An 18,401-nucleotide genomic window follows, 5' to 3' on the forward strand; every position below is an offset into this window, starting at 1 on the left:
GACCGGCTCTCCCGCGGGGGCGCCCCGCCCGTGAGACGGCGCTCTCCGTGTCGACGGGCACGGCCCTGCCGAGTGCGCGGGCCCCGCTCCGGCCTGGAATGCCGGGCCGGTCGATGTGCTCAGGGCCCCTGGTCCGGGACGGGGAGGCCGGTGCACCCGGTCCAGGGGAGTCGAGCGCGGCTCCGTCGGGTCTGCGGAGCCGATGGAGCAGTGGTGCCCCCGGGCCGCGGCGGCAGGGCGGGAACCGGGCCCGGGGAGTTCGGCCCGGCTCCGGCGGGTCACCGGAGCCGGCGGGGAGGGACGGCGGCTCAGGGGAAGGAGACGACCGTCGAGGGAACCGTCGAGGTGCCGGACGGGACCGTGGACGCCCCGGTGTCGTTGATGACGTGCGCGTAGTGGCCGTTGCCGCCGAGCGACACCGTCAGGAGGCTGTGGAACCTGACGCCCGGCTTGACGGGGGCTTTGAACCCGTGGTCCTGGATGATCGTCGGATCCACGTTGTAGTTGCTGTAGGAGCCCAGGCCCCAGGCTTCGTGGGTGTTGACGGAGTCATCGACCCGGTAGGCGGCGTACCCGCGGGTGCTGCCGTTCTGGACGGCTGCCTGGTTGGGGGCGTCGTACGCCTTCTCGTTCTGGTAGAAGACCGTCTTTCCGCGCTCGCCGAACCACTCCACGTCGTACTTGTTGAAGTGCTCGACGAACAGGCCCGTGGCCAGGACGTCGTCACCGTTCACCCGCACCCCGTAGTCGGCGCGGTTGGTCTCCCAGCCCACGCCCTCGCCGTGGTCGGCGCGCCACACCCAGGTGTGGTCCACGATGGTGTCGTCGCTGTTGACGACCACGCTGGTGGTGGCCTTGCCGGCGCCCGCTCCGCCTACCCGGACGTAGACGTCCTGCACGGTGGTCGGGTTGGCGGCGTGGTCCGCGGAGGAGTTCTGCGGACCGAGCTCCAGCAGGGTCGGCGAGTTGACCGGTCCGGCGTCGATCAGGAAGCCGGCGAGACGGACGCCGTCGACGTCGGCGACCTTCATCGCGGTGACACCGTTGTCCGGGATGATCGTGGCGAGGCCGAGGCCGAGCACGATGGTGTTCACGCGGTTCACGTTGATGGTCTGGTCGACGTGGTAGACACCGGGCGTGAACAGCAGGTTCAGGCCCTGAGTCAGCGCCTGGTTGATCGTGGCGGCGGTGGCGCCGGGCTTGACCACGTAGAACTGGCCGAGCGGGACGGACTCGCCCTGCGGGGTGCCGTCGGCCCAGGTGGTGCCGCGGGCGTTGGTGCGCTTGGCCGGCGCGAACACCTTGTACTCGTTGCCGTCGACGTAGAGGTAGGGCTTCTCGCGGGAGACGGGCGTGGTGTCGAGCGTGGTGTAGCGGGGCTCGGGGAATCCGTTGGCCGGAGCGCCCTCGACGCCGGAGAAGGTCTGGTTCCACACGCTGTTGGACCAGCCGCCGATGGTGCTGTCCCGGGTGTACCACTGCTGCTGCGAGTAGTTGCCGACCTGGCCGTCGATCCTGGAGTCGGCGATGTAGCCGCCGCTGGCCCAGCCGTAGCCGTTCGGCGCCAGGTTGAGCGCGCCCTTGACGTGCATGCGGCGGAAGGAGGACGCCTGCGAGACCGCCCACCGGTTGGTGCCGCTGACCGGGTTCACGGTCAGACCCTCCGCACCGCGCCAGAAGTTCTGTGTCGCGTTGCCGTTGAACCAGCCCGCGTCGACCGTCACGTCACCGTTGATGGTGGTGTCGCCCGGGCGCAGGCCGAGGCCGGCGATCTGGGTGTAGAAGCCGATCTGGGCGTTGATGTTGTCGTACGTACCGGGCTTGAGGAGGAAGGCGTGCCGGCCGCTGCCGAACTGCGCCGACTCCTGCTCCCGGAAGACCCGGTCCAGCTCGGCCTGGAAGCCGGGGGTCGACGGGTCCACCACGTGCACGTTCGGGCCGAGGTCGCCGCCACCCGGGAGGGCCGGGCCGGTGCCCGTGCCGCCGGTGCCGAACACCTGGAACTCATAGAGGGAGTAGCCGTAGCCGGTGGCCCGGGTGACGCCCTGCATGCGGACGTGGCGGGCATTCCCGGTGATGTTGACGGTTTCGGTGCCGCCGGCGCCGGTGGTCGTGGAGTAGGCCGTGGTCCAGTGGGCGCCGTCGGTCGACAGTTCGATCCGGTAGGCCTTGGCGTAGGCGGCCTCCCAGCGCAGGACGACCTTGCCGAGTTCGGCCGCGGCTCCGAGGTCGACCTGCAGCCACTGGGCGTCGGAGGAGGCACTGGCCCACCGCGAGCCGTAGTCGCCGTCGACCGCGTCCGCGGCGGGGGTGCCGTAGTGCTCCTGGCTGGAGGCCGTGACCGCCTTGCCCTGGGACAGCAGCGGCGGCTCGGCCGGTGCGGCGGGGGCCGGGGGCGCGAACGCGAGCAGGGTGCCGAAGAGGGCGGTGGTGACGGCCCCGGCGATCCCCCTTCGCGTGACGGCAGGACGACGTCTGCGGTGCGATACGTCGACGGGTATGCCAGCAGGCATGGGTGCTCCTTTTACGAACCTGAAACGGGAGAGCGCTCTCCAGACCTTGCCCGCACCGCAATGGACCGGTCAAGGTCCGTGCCCGTCTTTTCTTTAGTCTTTCATTAAGTTCCGAGGTGGGAGGGGGTGGACGTGTGGGGCGCACGGGGCGGATCGGCCGGCAGCTGTCTCACGACCCGTCACCACGGCTGTACGGACGGACGGTTCCGCGACCGGAATGCCTGCGGAGGGACGGCCGGCCTGCCGTACGGGGGACAGCCGGCCCCGTGCTCACCGGGACGGCCGGGACGGCCGCGGCGTCCTGCGGGGCCGGGTCTCGGCGCTGGGGCGGCGCGTCAGGGTGCCGGTATGAGCAGACGAGTCCCGACGCTGGAGGACGTGGCGCGCACGGCGGGCGTGTCCCGGGCCACGGTGTCGCGGGTCGTCAACCGCACCCGCAACGTGGATGCCGACATCCAGGAACTCGTCCGCCGTGCCATCCAGCAGACGGGGTACAGGCCGAACCGGGCAGCCCCGTCCCTGGTGACCCAGCGGACGGAGACGGTTGCGCTGATCATCTCCGGCGCCGGGAACACCTTCGCCTCGCGCGTCTTCGCCGACCCGTTCTTCGGACGGGTGGTCAGCGGGGCCGTGGGATACCTGCGGGCGCACGCGATGCACCCGGTCATCCTGGTCGCCGAGTCCGAGGCCGCCAGGAAACAGGTGGTGGACTACCTGGGCCAGGGCGCCGCCGACGGAGCGCTGGTGGTGTCGATCCAGGCCGGCGACCCCCTGCCCGGGATGCTCGTCGCCGCACGGATCCCCGTGGTGCTCTTCGCCCGTCCGGACTCCGAGCAGGCCGTCAGCCACGTCGATCTCGCGCACGCCGACGGGAGCCGGCTGGCCGCCGAACACCTCCTGGCCCGCGGACGGCGGCGGATCGCGACGATCTCCGCTCCCCAGTCGATCCGGGCGGCCAAGGACCGGCTCGACGGCTTCCGCGCGGCGCTGGCCTCGGCGGGGATCTCCGAGGTGCCGGTGGCCGAGGGGAACTTCACGGTGGACAGTGGCGCTGCGGCCATGGCCCGGCTGCTGACCGAGCATCCGGACGTGGACGCGGTGTTCGCGGCCAACGACTTGATGGCCCAGGGCGCCTGCCAGGTCCTGCGCGAGCAGGGCATGCGGGTACCCGAGGACGTCGCCGTCGTCGGCTTCGACGACTCGAGTGTGGCTGCGACGTGCCGCCCCGCCTTGACCACGGTTCGCGAGCCCGTCGAGAGGATGGCTGCGGAGATGGCACGCCTCCTGGCGGAACAGATCCAGGGCACACGCACGGAACCCGCCTCCGTCGTCTTCGACGCCGAACTGGTGGTACGCGACTCGGCCTGAACCGCTCCGCCGGCGAAGCAGGGAGCCTGCCCGTACCGCACGGCCGGCCCGGAGCAGGGACGCCCGGCCGGGCGTCCCGGCCGGGCGTTCTGCGCGGGTGGAGACGGCCGACTGTGCCTGAGGCCATACCGGTCGGGAGGGGGTCCGGCGGTTACGCGTGGAGCCGGCGGTGGCTACGGAGGATGTCCGCGTAGCGGTGGCCGCTGGTCTTCACGGTGCGCTGCTGGGTCGCGTAGTCGACGTGGACGAGGCCGAAGCGCTTGTCGTAGCCGTAGGCCCACTCGAAGTTGTCCAGCAGGGACCAGGCGTAGTAGCCGGCCAGCGGGGCGCCCTGGCGGACGGCGCGGGCGCAGGCCGCCAGATGCTGTTCGAGGTAGGCGGTGCGCCCGGGGTCGTCGACCGAGCCGTCGGGGCCGACGGCGTCGGGGAACGCGGAGCCGTTCTCGGTGACGTAGAGCTTGCGCACGCCGTAGTCGTTGGTGAGGCGCAGTAGCAGGGATTCGATGCCGTCCGCGTCGATCTGCCAGTCCAGGCCGGTGCGCGGTACGTCCGGGAGGCGGACCTCGCGGGCGAAGGGGACGGGGCCGTCGGCGTCGTTCGTGACGGTGGCGGGGAAGTAGTAGTTGAGGCCGTGCCAGTCGAGGGGCGCGGCGATCGTCTGCAGGTCGCCGGGGCGCTCGGGCAGCTCCACCCCGTACAGCTCGCGCATGTCCGCGGGGAAGCCGCGTCCGTAGACCGGGTCGAGCCACCAGCGGTTGGTGTGTCCGTCCATGCGGGTGGCGGCGGCGATGTCCTCGGGGTGGTCCGAGGCGGGTACCACGGTGGAGTGGTTGGTGACGATGCCGATCTGCGCACCGGGTGCTGCGGCACGCAGGGCCCGGGTGGCCAGGCCGTGGCCCAGCAGCAGGTGGTAGGAGGCGCGAACGGCGGCCGTGAGGTCGCTCAGGCCGGGGGCCATGCGGCCTTCGAGGTGGCCGATCCAGCCCGAGCAGAGCGGCTCGTTGAGGGTGGCCCACTGGGTGACGCGGTCGCCGAGGCGCTCCGCCACGGCGGAGGCGTAGGTGGCGAGGTGTTCGGCGGTCTCGCGGACGGTCCAGCCGCCGCGGTCCTGGAGGGCCTGGGGGAGGTCCCAGTGGTAGAGCGTCACCGAGGGGGTGATGCCGGCTTCCAGGAGCCCGTCGATCACCTTGTCGTAGAAGTCGAGGCCCCGGGCGTTGACCTGCCCGGAGCCGTCGGGGACGATGCGCGGCCAGGCGATCGACATGCGGTAGGCGTTGGTGCCCAGCTGCTTCATCAGGGCGATGTCCTGCGGCCAGCGGTGGTAGTGGTCGCAGGCCTCGTCACCGGTGTCGCCGTTGTCGACCTTGCCGGGGGTGTGGGAGAACGTGTCCCAGATGGAGGGGCCGCGTCCGTCCTCCTTGACGGCTCCCTCGATCTGGTAGGCGGAGGTGGCCGTACCCCAGGCGAATTCCTGGGGGAAGGCGCCGAGGTCTATGGAATCGGGCACAGCGAACCTTTCGGAGAGCAAGGGGAGGTGGGGCTACTTGACGGCGCCGGCGGTCAGCCCGGTGACGAGGTAGCGCTGGAGGAGGAGGAAGCCGGCCACCACGGGCAGGCTCACGACGAGCGAGGCGGCCATGACCTGGTTCCAGTACACGTCGTTCTGGGTCGAGTAGCCCTGCAGGCCCACCGCGAGGGTGCGGGTCGCGTCGTTGGTCATGACCGAGGCGAACAGCACCTCACCCCAGGCCGTCATGAAGGCGTAGACGGCGACGGCGACGATGCCGGGGATGGCAGCGGGCACGATGACGCGGAAGAGGGCGCCGAGCGGACCGCAGCCGTCGACCTTGGCGGCCTCGTCGAGGTCCCTGGGCACCGAGTCGAAGTAGCCGATCAGCATCCAGATCGAGAACGGCAGCGAGAACGTCAGGTAGGTGAGGATCAGCCCGGCGCGCGAGCCGAACAGGGCGATCCCGGTGGCGTTGCCGATGTTGACGTAGATGAGGAACAGCGGCAGCAGGAAGAGGATGCCGGGAAACATCTGCGTCGACAGCACCGTGACGGTGAAGATCCGCTTGCCCCGGAAGGAGTAGCGGCTGACGGCGTAGGCCGCGAAGATCGCGATGACGACGGAGAGGACGGTCGCCGCCCCCGCCACGATCAGTGAATTCATGAAGTAGTCGCCGAGGGGGACGGTCTTCCAGATGTCGAAGTACGGCTGGACGGTCAGGCCCGAGGGGATCCACTGGAACTTCCCCGACACGTCCTGCAGCGGCTTCAGCGAACTGGAGATCATCACGTACACCGGCAGCAGGACGAAACCGGTGAGGAGCGTCAGGAAGACCAGCCGGCTGACCAGGAACGACTTGGGGGGCGCCATGGGCGACCGGGAATGCACCGCCTGCGCGTTGTGCCTAGGCATCGGTGGCGCTCCTTCCTCGGGACGTGAACAGGAGGTAGAGGCCGGTGACCACGAGCAGGAACAGCAGCAGCAGGACGGACATCGCGGAACCGGTTCCGAAGTTCCAGGTCTGGAACGAGGACTGGTAGATGTGGACGGAGATGAGGTCGGCCGAGGCCGGCGCCGACTTTCCGAACAGGACGAACGGCGTGTTGAAGTCGTTGAACGTCCACAGGAACAGCACCAGGATCAGGACCTGGTTGACCGGGCGCAGCGAGGGGAGCGTGATGCGGCGGATCTGCTGCCAGACGCCCGCCCCGTCCAGGGCGGCGGCCTCGTAGATCTCGCGGGGGATGTTCTGCAGGCCCGCCATCATGATGAGGAAGGCGAAGGGCCAGCCCTTCCAGACCGAGACGACCAGCAGGGTGATGAAGGCGTTGTCGCCGATGAGCCAGAACGGTGGGCTGTCGGTGAGCCCGAGCTGGTCGTGGATGACGTGGTTCACCAGGCCGTTGTCGCGCTGGAACATGAAGGCCCAGGTGATGACGGCGGCGTAGACGGGCAGCGCGTACGGCACCAGGAAGATGGTGCGCAGGATGCCGCGGCCCTTGAAGGTCTCCTGCATGAAGATCGCGGCCGCCGTGCCGATCAGCCAGCACAGGCCCACGGAGAAGAAGGTGAACAGGCACGTGGTGAAGAAGGAGCGCAGCAGTGCCTCGCCGACCGGTGCGTCGAAGTCGACGGTCAGGGAGTAGTTGTCCAGGCCGGCCCAGGGCGCACTGCCCCAGTCGCGGAGGTAGAACTGGGTGAGCTCCTTGAAGCTGACGACGATGCCGATGAGCATCGGGATCAGGTGGACCAGGAGCTCCAGGACGAGTGCGGGGAGCAGGAGCAGGTACGGCAGGGAGATGCGGCGCAGCCGCCCGGAGCGGGGTGTGCGGGGCGCCGCTCCGGGCTGGTTCTTCCCTACCGTCCGCTTGCCCGTACGAGGGGGTGCGGTGGTGGTCATGGAGTATCCGTGCCTACTTCTTGGGCATCTGCTGCTGGGCCTTGTCGAGCTTGGCTTTCACCGACTCCACCGTCACCGGACGGCCGGCCGCTGCGTCGGCGAAGAGCTCCTTGACCGCCGTGCCCACCACCGTCTCGAACTGTGACTCCTCGGGGACCTGCGGGAGGGCGGTGGCGCTCTTGGAGAGGGTGTCGCGCAGGACGGACAGGCCGGGGGTGTTGAACGCGGGGTCCGCCTGGGCGGACTTGACCGGCGGGATGGAGCCGTAGGCCTTGTTGAGGATCTTCTGCTCCTCGTCACCCGTCATGAACTCGACGAACTTCGTGGCGCCGTCGATGTTCTTGGTGTTCTTGAAGACGGCCATGTTGATGCCGGCGACCATGGAGTTGGTGGAGGTGCCCTGACCCGGCGTGCCGGACTGCACGGGCGCGGGGACCACGCCCCACTCGTCTTCCTTCATGCCCTGCGCGGCGAAGGTCGCCGACGCGGTCTGCCACAGCACCATGGCCGTCTTGCCCTTGGCGAAGTCGCTCAGCGACTGGTTCTGGGAGTACTCGGCGTTGCCCTTGGCGACGATCTGCGCGTCGGCCATCAGGTCGACGTACTGCTTGACGGCCTTGACGGCGCCGTCGGAGGTGAAGTCGGCCTTGCCGTCCGCGGTGAAGAAGTCCGCGCCGTGCTGCTTGCCCAGCACGAAGACCTGGTGGATGTTGTTCGACAGGTTGGAGCCCTCGACGCCGAAGCCTGCCTTGCCGTCCTTGGTCAGCTGCTTGCCGGTGGTGATCAGCTCGTCCCAGGTGGTCGGCGCCTTGGTGACGCCCGCGTCGGCGAACGCCTTCTTGTTGTAGTAGAGCGCGTAGGACATGGAGTACAGCGGGACGGCAGCCGGGTCCTGGCCCTGGACGCCGGTGGAGCCCAGCGCCGACTCCACGAACCGGTCCTTGCCGCCGATCTTCTCGAAGTTCTTGTCGTCCCACGGGAGCAGCGCGCCACTGGCCTGCAGCGAAGCGCTCCAGGTGTTTCCGATGTTCAGGACGTCGGGACCCTGGCCGGAGGTGGTGGCGGTCAGGATGCGGTTGAGGAGGTCGCCCCACGGCACGACCTCCAGCTTGACCTTGATGCCCGTCTGCTTCTCGAACTTGTCGAGTTCCGGCTGGAGGACCTGCTTGTCGACCTCCAGGCTCGATCCCTGGTTGGAGGCCCAGTAGGTCAGCGTCTTCGGCTGCTCGTTGGACCCGCCCCCGTTCGTGGAGCCACCGCCGCAGGCGGCCGCCCCGAGGACGAGGGAGAGGGTGACGGCGCCGACCGCTGCGACTCTGATTCTGCGCATGGCTCCATGGGCCTTTCAGGAAGGGACGGGATGCCGACTGCGGGGTGGGAGCGGACGTTCCGCGGGCCGCCCCCAAAACCACATGGCTTAATTTAGGATGTGAGTTAAACCTCAAGCGAAGGACTCGTCAAGAGCGTTCACGCAGGTATCTTGCAGGTATGGGCATCGATGACAGGGGACAGCGTGCGAGTGCGTAGCGGCCGGACAGTGCGTGACCTGCGGCGGGAGAACAGGACCGCCGTATTGCAACGGTTGTATTTCGACGGCCCCCTGAGCCGCTTCTCGCTGGGCCCCGCCACGGGGCTCAGTTCCGGATCGGTCAGCAACGTGGTCGCGGAGCTGGTCAGCGACGGGCTGGTGGAGGAAGCCGGGAGCGTCGAGTCTGCCGGCGGGCGCCCCCGCACCCTGCTCCGCGTCATCCCGACCAGCGGCTACATGATCGGCGTGGACGTCGGCGAGACCCGCATCCGCATCGAGCTCTTCGACCTGACCTTGACCGAGCTCGCACGCGTGGAGCGGCCCCTGGAGGTGGCGGGACCGCGCCGCATCGACCGCTACGACGTCGCCGTCGTCGTGCAGCACCTGCGCGAGGGCATCGCCGAGGTCCTGGAGGCGGCCGGCATCGCGCCCGAGCGGGTCCTCGGCGTCGGCATCGGTGTTCCCGGCATCGTCGCCAGGACCGTGGACGGCGCCGTCGTCCACGGCCAGACCATCGGCTGGGACGCGGTCCCCCTGGAGCGGATGCTGCGCGACTGCCACCTGCTGCCCGAGACCGTCCCGTACTACATCGACAACGGGGCCAAGACCCTCGGCCAGGCCGAAATGTGGTTCGGCGCCGGCCGCGGGGCGCACAACGCCGTCGTCGTGCTCTTCGGCTCGGGCGTCGGCGCCTGCGTGGTCAGCGAGGACACGCGCACCGGCCGCGCCATCGAGTGGGGCCACCTGACCGTGCGCGTCCGCGGGCGCCGCTGCCGCTGCGGAGCCCAGGGCTGCCTGGAGGCGTACGCGGGGGCAGAAGCGCTCCTGGAGCGCTGGGCCGAGGCCGGCGGCCGCCCGCCGACCGACGCCGACGAGGAGACCGCCCTCACCGCGATGCTCGCCGCGGCCTACCCCGCACCCGGCGCCGACGGCGCCACCCCGCCGGCCGACACGACGGCCCTGGCCGTCCTGGAGGAGACCGCCGAGTACCTCGGCGCGGGGTTCTCCGACCTGATCAACCTCTTCCAGCCCGAACGCATCCTCGTCGGCGGTTGGGCCGGCCTGCAGCTCGGCACCCGCTTCCTGGACTCCGTACGGTCCTACGCCACCTCCTACGCCCTGTCGTATCCGGCCGCCAACGTCCGCATCGACCTCGGAACCTTCGGCCCCGACGCCGTCACCGTCGGCGCCGGAATCCTGCCCCTGGCCGACTTCTTCGCCCAAGGAGGCCACCGCACGGAACCCGAACGCGAAGAGCCGCTCCCCGCCTGGCGCACCACCTTGCAGGAACGGGCCGCACACTGAACCCCCGGCCCACCCCGCAGTCCGCGAGGTGGGCCGGCCGACACCGGGGTGCTACCTCTCCAGCGGGGCGAGCCCGTCACCGGCCGGAGACACCCGGCGCCCCGCGTGGTCGAAGACGTACAACTGCGCGAGATCGACCAGCAGCGGGATCTGGGCCCCGACCCGCACACGGACATGCGGTCCCGTGCGCACCACGAGGTCGCTGCGCACCGCCCCCAGCCGCGGCGCAGCGATACCGGCGTCGGACCCCCGAGCGGATTGCCGAGCGGATTCCGGGGCGGATTCCGGGGCGGGCGCGGGGGCGGGCTCGGGGGTGGGCTCGGGGGTGGGCTCCGGGTGTGTGTCCAGGACCGCCACCGACCCCGACAGCCGTTCCACGGCCCGGTCCCTGAGCCGGCCGAAACCGCTCTGCTGACGCTTCAGACCGTGCCGGGGAGCGGTGGCCGGGTGCCGCGCCGACTCCAGCTCCGTCACCACCGCGGGACGTGAGCCCGTGTCCACGTGGACCAGTGCTTCGTGCCCCTGGTACTCGACGTGCTCGACGATGCCCGTCATCGCCGCCTCACCCGGCCGCGCCTGGCTGGGCGGCGCGATCCGGACCGCCTCCGACCGCAAACCGACGATGACCGGACGTCCCTGCTGGATCCGGAGCAACTGGTGATCGGTGCTGAGGGGTTCGGGCAGTGCGAGCCGATGGCGTCCCAGATCGATCCACATCCCCCCGCCCAGCGGCGCGTTGACGACGGCCTGGAGCAGGCTGATGCGGGGCGTTCCGATGAACGCCGCAACGAACACGTTCGCCGGCAGGGCGTAGGTGTCCCGCGGTGAGCTGACCTGCTGGAGGACACCTCCCCGCATCACCGCCACGCGGTGCCCCAGAGACATGGCCTCCGACTGGTCGTGCGTGACGTAGACCGTGGTGACACCCAGCTCGGACGTCAGACGGGCGATCTCGGCCCGCAGATGGCCGCGTAGCTTCGAGTCGAGGCTGGAGAGCGGCTCGTCCATCAGGAAGACCGACGGCCTGCGGGAGATCGCCCGGCCCATCGCGACCCGCTGGCGCTCGCCGCCGGAGAGCTGTCCGGGGAAGCGGTCGAGGAGGTCCTCGATGCCCAGCATCCGGGCTGTGGCCTCCACCTGCGGCTCGTGATCGCCGCGCGGGTCGCGCAGCTTCAGCGGGAAACCGATGTTGGCCCGACCCGTCATGTTCGGATACAGCGCGAAACTCTGGAACACCATCGCGATGTCCCGCTCGCTCGGCGGCACGTGGTTGGCGTACTCGCCGTCGAGGAACAGCGCGCCCTCGGTGATGTCCTCCAGCCCCGCGATCATCCGCAGGACGGTGGACTTGCCACAGCCCGAAGGCCCCAGCAGGACAAGGAACTCGCCCGGCCCGACCGTGAGGGACACGCGCTCGACGGCAGGGGAGCCCCGCCCGTACCTCTTGCTGACATCGCGCAACGCAATGGAACGACTCATGGGGATCCGCCCGAAGTGGGGACGAGGGGGAGAGCGCTCTCCAGTGGCGGGAACCTAACGCGCATTCTCGGCCGGGGTCAAGGTCACGGGCCATGTCGACCGTGCCCGGATTCCGACCGCCGACTCCGACTGGCCGCCTGTGCGGTCGAGGATGGCCGGCTGTCAATCGGAGCCTCGGCAATCACCTGGTGAGGGATGCGCTTGCTCCCCGTGAATCCCCCTGTATCCAGGTGCTCGTGAGGACCACGACAGCAGATCGGCGGTGCGCCGGTCGGCGATACGCCACGATGGCCCTCGTACCCCGCCGCAGGGGGTGAGACTGTCAGCGCTCCGCCTCCCGCGCCGCCTGAACCAGCACGGCCATCACGACGCTGCTCCGCGCGGCAGCCGTACTCGCCCTCCTCGGCGGGACCCTTCTGCTGCGCCCCGTCCGCACCCGGTCTCACCCGCAGCAAACCGCCCCTCCGGATGAGGAACGGGCGCGCCCCGGCACTTTTCGTGCAGGGGCGCGCCCGTGACCGCTCGGTGGTGCGGGCAGCGCGGCGGCGTGGGGCCGCGCCCGCCCGGCCCCCGGTCAGCCGTTGTGGTTGGCCGTGATGGCGAGGTGGCCGGGGGCGGCCGGAATGCCCTTGAGGGGGACGGCCACCGTGGTGGCCCAGGTGCGGTCGGCGCGGCGGGTGGTGTGGAGGAGCTTGCCGTCGGTGGTGGTGGCGGCGAGCTGGAACTCACCGTTGACGGCCGCCGCGGCGAGGGACTTCGTGGTCACCGTGCCCAGGTAGTCCTTGAGGTCGCCCCAGACCGTCCAGGAGCCGCTGACGTTGCGGATGGTGTGGTACTGGCGGGTGCCGTTGTCGGTGGAGATGACGAGCTGGGTGTCGTCCCCCGTGCCGGCCATGGTGAGGGAGGTGACGGGGCCGGTGGCGCCGACGACCTGGTTGACGTTGCCCCAGGGCAGCCAGCTGCCGTTGGTCTGGCGGATGCTGTGGTAGACCTTGCCGCCGCTGATCAGGCCGACCTGGAGCTCGCCGCGCACGCTTGCGGTCGCCGCCGCGGTCACCCCGGTGACGGTGCCGTTGACCTGGCGGAAGGGGGTCCAGCTGCCGGCGCTGTTGCGGACGGTGTGGAAGGCCTTGCCGTCGGCGACGGCGATGACGTGGAGGTCGTGGCCGATGGAGACGGCGGAGACCTGGGTGAGGCTGCCGAGGGAGTTGGCCGCGGCGAACACGTCACCGAACGTGCTCCACGTGCCGTCCGGCTTGCGGAGGGTGTGGAAGAGCCCGCCGCTGTTGCTGATGGCCAGGATGTGGGTGTCGCCGTTGATGCCCGCGGCGGCGCTGCTGCGGATTCCGCCGAGGCTGCCGGCCTTGTCCTGGACGTCGGTGTAGCCGGTCCAGGAGCCGTCGGCCAGCCGCACCGACTGGTAGAGGCCGGTGCCGGACTGCACGAGGGCCCTGGTCTGCCAGCCCGGGGTGGTGGACCGGATCCCGTCGATCCACTCGCGCAGACCGTCGGCCCGGGCCGCGATGGCGCCGGTGCGGGTCTCGGCCGGGTCGGCGGACAGGCAACCACCCTGCCAGGAACGGCTGTTGACGCCGACGACCTCGCCGGCGGCGTTTACCAGGGGGCCGCCGGTGTCGCCCTTGCAGATGGCGTCGGTGCCCTTGCCGGTGATGCTCAAGGTGGTGGAGTCGGAGGCGCCGAGGGTGAAGGCGCCGGTGTGGGCCTTGAGCGGCGCCCACTCGGTTGCGGTCCGGCCCAGGCCCACGGCGGTCAGTTCGGCGCCCGCGGCCGGGGCGGCAGCGGCGTAGGTGATGCCCGTGGGGCCGGTGGCGGGGGTGGCCAGACGGGCCAGGGTGAGGTCGCGGTCGGTGCGGGGGGCCAGCTCGGCGACCGCGATCCGCTTGCCGTCGGCGAGGATGACGGTGGCCTTCAGGGCGGGGGCGCCGGCCGGCACGGTCGTGCCCGGGGTCGCGGCGAAGCAACTGGCGGCGGTCAGGACCCAGGAGGCGTCGATGAGGGTGCCGGTGCACCCGCGGCCGTTCGGCTCGTCCCCGATGTTCAGCTTGACGACGGCGGTGTGCTGACCGGCGGCGGCCTCCGGGCCGGAGACGGCGACGGCGGAGCCGGCGGGGACCAGGCCGGCGGCGACGGCAGTCGTCGTGACGAGCAGGGCGGGGATGCGGGCGGCACGGGCGGTACGGATGGTACGGGCGGAACGGGCGGTACGGGCGGTGCGCGGACGGAAGGCAGACATGTACGGGTTCCTTCGGGATGAGAAGAGGAGGGCGGGCAAGCAGGGGCGGGGTCGTGCGGGTGCACGACCGCCGCTACTTGCTGATGCGGATCTCGACCAGGACGTGCTCCCGGCCGTCCACGGACTCGCCGACCCCTTCCCAGGTCTTGGCGGGGATGTCGTACTCGACGCGGTCGTTCTCGGCGGTCATCGCCAGGTGGGTCTTGACGGAGTCGTCCGTCCGCACCCCGTGCACCGAGGGGATCTCCAGGGTGAGGAAGCCCTCGTCGGCGGTGACCTTGAAGCAGACGTCGGCCCGGTCGCGGGCGAGGAACTTGAGGAGGTTCTCCTCGCTCTTGCAGTCGGCGAGCAGGATGTGGCCGTCGCCGCGCTTGAGGACGACTCCCTGCTGGGCCAGGATCTTGTCGGCGCCGGGGTAGTTGTAGTCCTCGATGGCGTAGCCGGGGCCGGTCTCGGCGACGGGCTTGCTGCTGGTCGTAGTGGAGCCGGTGGAGGGCTGGCCCGCTGCCACCACCGCCCAGGCCAGTACACCGGCCGCGGTCGCCGTTCCGAGGATGCGGGTCCAGACGTTGCGCGTCTTCATTGCTGTTCCTTGAGGTCGTGATCGACGGGGCGGCGGGAGCTTCCCCCACCGCCCCGTCGGGTCGGAGTGGTTGATGCGGAAAGAGCGGTGCGGAGGAGCCGGGTGGCGCGGAGCGCGAGCGCTACGGCGCCGTCATCCGGGCCGGTCCGGCCGAGGCCACCGTCCTCGACGACGAGATGCCGGCGAGGAGATGGACGAAGTCGGAGGGACGAAGTCGCCGGCCGGCCCGGCCCCGGGCCTTCCGGCGGACGCGGGAGCCGGCGGGGTCGCAGGACAGGTCCGCCCGTACGCCCTCGGCCCAGAACGTCCCGTCGGGGTCCCGCCGCAGCACGGGGCCCGTCCGGTCCCCGCCCTACAGCCCGGGCAGCGCGCCGGGACCGACGGGATCGGCACGGCCGGTGAGGAGGGCCTCGGAAGCGGCCGGCAGGGCGGCGAACCGCCACGGGGCCCTACCGGGGGTCACGGGCCCAGCGTGATGTCGAACTCGATGACCTGGGTCTTGGGCGACATCGGACCGCTGTCGCCGACGATCTCGTTGATGAGCGAACCGGGTCCCTTGCGCCACCAGTCCGTGTAGCCGATGACCGGAGGGTGCGTGGCCGACTCGATGGTGGACGCGTTGTAGGCGCTGTACCGCCACACCACGGAGCCGTCCGCGTTCTTGCGGTAGGGGGTCAGCCGGACCGTGTGGGAACCGAGGAAGGTGTAGGCGAGGTTTCCGGTGAGGCCGGCCGTGGTGAGCGTCCCGTAGTCCTGGAGGTACTTCCCCGCGCCGCCGAAGCCGCTGAGCGAGTAGTTGTACTTGAGCGGGGTGCCGAGCGTGTAGTTGCCCGAACGGGTGAGGGCGGCTACGCCCGCGAGTGTCTGCTGGGTGTGCTGGTGCTCACGGTAGATGCGGGTGAAGTCGTCGTTCGGACCGAAGCACTGCGCGGAGGGGCCTGTTCCGGTGAGCCAGCTCCAGCCCAGTTCCCACGGGTTGGTGGAGTTGCCGGACTCGATCGGCTGCCCGAAGGGGGTCAGGCAGCTCTCGGCTCCCGCCGGCAGGCCGAGGTCGCCGGGCTTGATCGGGGTCTTCGCGTTTTCCTGCGCCTTCTGGATCGCCTCGCGCCGCGCCGCCTCGAAGACCAGGTACTTGGCCTCCATGGCCGCAGCGGAAGCCGCGTTGGCGCTCTGGCCCGCCGCGAGCGAGGCCTGGCGGGCCGCGGCGGCGGAGGCTGCGGCGTCGGCGGCGTAGGCGGCGGCTTCGGTAGCGGACCGTACGGCGCGGGTCGCCGCGCTCCTGGCCACCTTGCTCGCCCTGGTCGCGGCCGCGGCCGCCTGACGTGCCGTCTCGGCGGAGCGTGCGGCCGCGGCTGCCGACCCCTCGGCGGCCTCGGCGTTCTTGCGGGCCTCCTCGGCGGACAGTTTCGCGGCCGCGGCGTAACCCTTGGCCAGTTCGGCCCATTCGAGGGCCTTCTGCGAGGCGTCGCGGGCGAGGGCCGCGGCTTCGGAGGCACGCGCTGCGTTCTCCTGTGCCTCCTGGGCGACCTTCGCGGCTCCCGCGATCATGGCCAGGATCGCGCTGATGTGCGTGGCGTGGTCGTGGTCGATGCGCGCGAACTCGTGCTGCGTGCTGCCGATGAACCGGCGCAGCATGTGCGCGTCGCCTTCGAGGGCGATCCGGGCGGCGGCTTTGACGTAGGGGCCGCCGTTCGCCAGCAGCGTGGTGGCCGCCACCCGGTCGTCCTCGCGGACGGCCTTGGTGCGTTCCACGTGCAGGAAGGCGTGCAGGGCCTGGGCCGTGCCCTTCTCCAGGGCTGCCTCGGCGGCGCGCCGTTCGGCGGGGCCGGTGTTGTCATCGGCGAGGACCGTGGTCACCTCGACCCGGTTGTCCTCCTTGGCGGCCTCGATCGCACCGGTTTCCAGGAACGTCCTGATCCTGGTGGTGTCGCCGCTCTTGAGCACGTCCACCGCGGCCACGGCCACGTTCTTCGTGGAGATGGCGGCCTTCGCCGCGACGTTCTCGAAGTTGTCCTGCTGCAGGGCGATGACGCGGTCGGCGTCCAGCCAGCGGACGACGTCCTCGTCCGAGCCGCCCAGCGCGAACTCGGCGGCCTGCTGGGTCCAGGTGCCCGAGCGGTCGATGAGCTGGATGGCGACCTTGCGGCCGGTCGCGACGGCCTCCGCCGTCCTGCCACCCCGCAGCGCGGACTCGGCGGAGCTGATCAGGGCGACCAACTCGGCCGACAGCCGGGCCTCCTGGGTGCGTTCCCGGTCGTACTGCGCCAGTCGGTTCGCCTCCGCGGCCGCTTCCTTGCGGGCCAGCTCGACCGCTTCCTCGGTCTCCGCGTCGAGCTTGGCCATCTCCGCGTCACGGGCAACCCGTTCCACCTCGCGTGCCTTGGCGACCGCTGCCGAAGCCTTGTCCGCAGCTTCGACGGCGGCGTTGGCTGCGGCCGTCGACCGGTTGGCATAGTCCACGGACTGCCCGGCGTGGTTCGCCGCCTCGATGGCGGCCGCAGCGGCCTTCTCGGCGTGGTCGGCGGCACTGTTGGCCGCGTCCCGGGCCACCCGGGCCGCAGCGGCTGCCTGCCCGGCAAGGCTCCGGGACTTGCCCGCGGCCGCCGTGGCCTTGGCCGCGGCGGCCTCGGCGATGGCGGCCTCCCGCTGCGCCGCGGCAGCCTCGGACTGCGCGGCGCCGGAGGAGGCGGCCGCGTCGGCCGAAGCCCGGGCCGCGGCGGCCGCGTTGACCGCGGAACTGGCGGCAGCGGCACCCGCGCCGTCGGCCGCGTCGGCGGCGGCGGCCGCGAGTTCGGCCTTCTGCGCGACCGTGCGGACGAACTTGACCACGGACGTGGCGGCCTGCGCCGCGGCCCGGGCCGCGTCCGCCATGGAAGCGTCCCGGGAGGCCCCGATCGCGGCCTCGTACGCCCGGGCGGCGGCCCGGCCCGCCGAGGCGGCAGCGGCTGCCGCGGCCTGGGCGGCCGCCACCGAACGCGAGGCGGCGACCTGCGCCGTCCGCGAGGCCGACACCGCGGTCGCCGCGGCTGCTGCCGCACCCCGCGCCGCCTGCGCCGCCTTGTTCGCGGCTTGCGCCGAGAGCTGGACGTCCTTCCCGGCAGCCAAGGCTTCGGCCTTGGCCTCCAGGGCCGCCTCCTTGGCCTTGTCGGCGGCCTTGACCGCCTGCTGCGACAGCTCGACTGCCTCGTCGGTCTTCTTGCCGGCGATCTGTCCCTCCGCCTCCACGACCTTCACCAGCTGCTGGATCGTCGCGGTCTCCTCGTCCCGGGCCCGGGCGATGTACTGGCCCGTCTCCAGGAACCACCGGACCGCCCGCGGCGACCCGTCGTCCAGAGCCCGCTGGGCGTACACCCGGACCTGCGCAGACGCCGTCACGAGGAGGGACGTCACCTGGACCCGGTCGTCCTCCTCCTGGGCGGTGAACTGCCCGCCGCTGAGGAAGGCGCGCAGCGCGAAGTCCGAACCGGCATCCAGCGCGGCGGCCCCCTCGCGCTTCACGGCACGGGCACCGCGGGCCATGACGGAGGTCACCGCCACGCGCAGGTCCTCACGCACCGCGCCCTGGAAACCACCCGCCAGATACGCGTCCACCGCCGCCGGTCCACCGGAGAGCGCCGCCCCGATGCCGTCGGACGTCGCCCGGCCCGCCGTCACCAGCGACCGCGTGAGCGTGAACCGGTTGTCCTCGGCCCGGGCCGGGGGAAGCCGCTCCTCCAGGAACTTCTTCACGTCCGCCGCGCTGCCCACCAAGGCTGCGGCGGCCGCGCTGCGGACGGCGCGGCCCCCCGTCCGGTACGCCCACACGGCCCGGCCGCGATCGGTGTCCGGCAAGCCGGACCCCCCGGGCAGAGGGGCGGCTCCGGCACCACCCGCCGCGTAGGCGGGGCGGCTGAGCACGGTGCAGTTCGGCAGGGCACACGCTGCCGCCACCCCGGCGAACGCGGTGACCATCTGACGTCTG

General features: G+C 71.3%; 11 protein-coding genes. 2 read left to right on the forward strand and 9 right to left on the reverse strand.

Translation table 11 applies throughout. From position 1 onward, the window contains the following. Nucleotides 1–308: 308 nt before the first annotated feature. The gene (locus ACLJTM_RS20100) at nucleotides 309–2,513 is read right to left on the reverse strand and encodes a discoidin domain-containing protein (RefSeq protein WP_411105035.1); all 2,205 of its coding nucleotides are present in this window, start codon (nucleotides 2,511–2,513) and stop codon (nucleotides 309–311) included. Between the two features lie 348 nt (nucleotides 2,514–2,861). Between ACLJTM_RS20100 and ACLJTM_RS20105 the strand changes: the two genes are divergently transcribed. Next, the gene (locus ACLJTM_RS20105) at nucleotides 2,862–3,881 is read left to right on the forward strand and encodes a LacI family DNA-binding transcriptional regulator (RefSeq protein ID WP_411105036.1); all 1,020 of its coding nucleotides are present in this window, start codon (nucleotides 2,862–2,864) and stop codon (nucleotides 3,879–3,881) included. A 151-nt stretch (nucleotides 3,882–4,032) separates the two neighbouring features. On the opposite strand, the gene ACLJTM_RS20110 is transcribed toward ACLJTM_RS20105, so the two are convergent. Genes ACLJTM_RS20110 through ACLJTM_RS20125 form a run of 4 tightly spaced genes read right to left on the reverse strand, consistent with a single transcriptional unit; the run spans nucleotide 4,033 to nucleotide 8,621 of the window. Beyond that, a complete protein-coding gene (locus ACLJTM_RS20110; RefSeq protein WP_411105037.1) occupies nucleotides 4,033–5,388 on the reverse strand; it encodes a GH1 family beta-glucosidase in 1,356 nt (451 codons plus the stop codon). Between the two features lie 33 nt (nucleotides 5,389–5,421). Continuing rightward, entirely contained in the window at nucleotides 5,422–6,261 is an 840-nt protein-coding gene (locus ACLJTM_RS20115; RefSeq protein WP_411105307.1) for a carbohydrate ABC transporter permease, read from the reverse strand. Nucleotides 6,262–6,295: 34 nt separating this feature from the next. After that, the gene (locus tag ACLJTM_RS20120; protein WP_411105038.1) at nucleotides 6,296–7,291 is read right to left on the reverse strand and encodes a carbohydrate ABC transporter permease; all 996 of its coding nucleotides are present in this window, start codon (nucleotides 7,289–7,291) and stop codon (nucleotides 6,296–6,298) included. Nucleotides 7,292–7,304: 13 nt separating this feature from the next. Next, the gene (locus ACLJTM_RS20125; RefSeq protein WP_411105039.1) at nucleotides 7,305–8,621 is read right to left on the reverse strand and encodes an ABC transporter substrate-binding protein; all 1,317 of its coding nucleotides are present in this window, start codon (nucleotides 8,619–8,621) and stop codon (nucleotides 7,305–7,307) included. Nucleotides 8,622–8,804: 183 nt separating this feature from the next. Between ACLJTM_RS20125 and ACLJTM_RS20130 the strand changes: the two genes are divergently transcribed. Further along, on the forward strand, nucleotides 8,805–10,124 hold the full coding sequence (locus ACLJTM_RS20130) for an ROK family protein (RefSeq protein ID WP_411105040.1): 1,320 nt from the start codon (nucleotides 8,805–8,807) through the stop codon (nucleotides 10,122–10,124). 51 nt (nucleotides 10,125–10,175) lie between these two features. Here the strand turns inward: ACLJTM_RS20130 and ACLJTM_RS20135 are convergent, their stop codons facing one another. The 4 genes from ACLJTM_RS20135 to ACLJTM_RS20150 all read right to left on the reverse strand — a co-directional run bounded on the left by ACLJTM_RS20135 (nucleotide 10,176) and on the right by ACLJTM_RS20150 (nucleotide 18,271). After that, nucleotides 10,176–11,603: an ABC transporter ATP-binding protein gene (locus ACLJTM_RS20135; protein ID WP_411105041.1), complete on the reverse strand. Its 1,428-nt coding sequence runs from the start codon at nucleotides 11,601–11,603 to the stop codon at nucleotides 10,176–10,178. 574 nt (nucleotides 11,604–12,177) lie between these two features. Next, complete coding sequence (locus ACLJTM_RS20140; protein ID WP_411105042.1) at nucleotides 12,178–13,857, reverse strand: trypsin-like serine protease; 1,680 nt, start codon at nucleotides 13,855–13,857, stop codon at nucleotides 12,178–12,180. 73 nt (nucleotides 13,858–13,930) lie between these two features. Continuing rightward, nucleotides 13,931–14,440 carry a hypothetical protein gene (locus ACLJTM_RS20145; RefSeq protein ID WP_411105043.1) on the reverse strand — a complete coding sequence of 170 codons (510 nt, stop codon included), beginning with the start codon at nucleotides 14,438–14,440 and terminating at the stop codon, nucleotides 13,931–13,933. 459 nt (nucleotides 14,441–14,899) lie between these two features. Then, nucleotides 14,900–18,271, reverse strand: coding sequence for an ALF repeat-containing protein (locus ACLJTM_RS20150; protein WP_411105044.1), 3,372 nt, complete (start codon nucleotides 18,269–18,271; stop codon nucleotides 14,900–14,902). Between the last annotated feature and the right edge of the window lie 130 nt (nucleotides 18,272–18,401).

The organism is Streptomyces sp. cmx-4-9 (genome assembly GCF_046548835.1).
GTDB lineage: Bacteria > Actinomycetota > Actinomycetes > Streptomycetales > Streptomycetaceae > Streptomyces.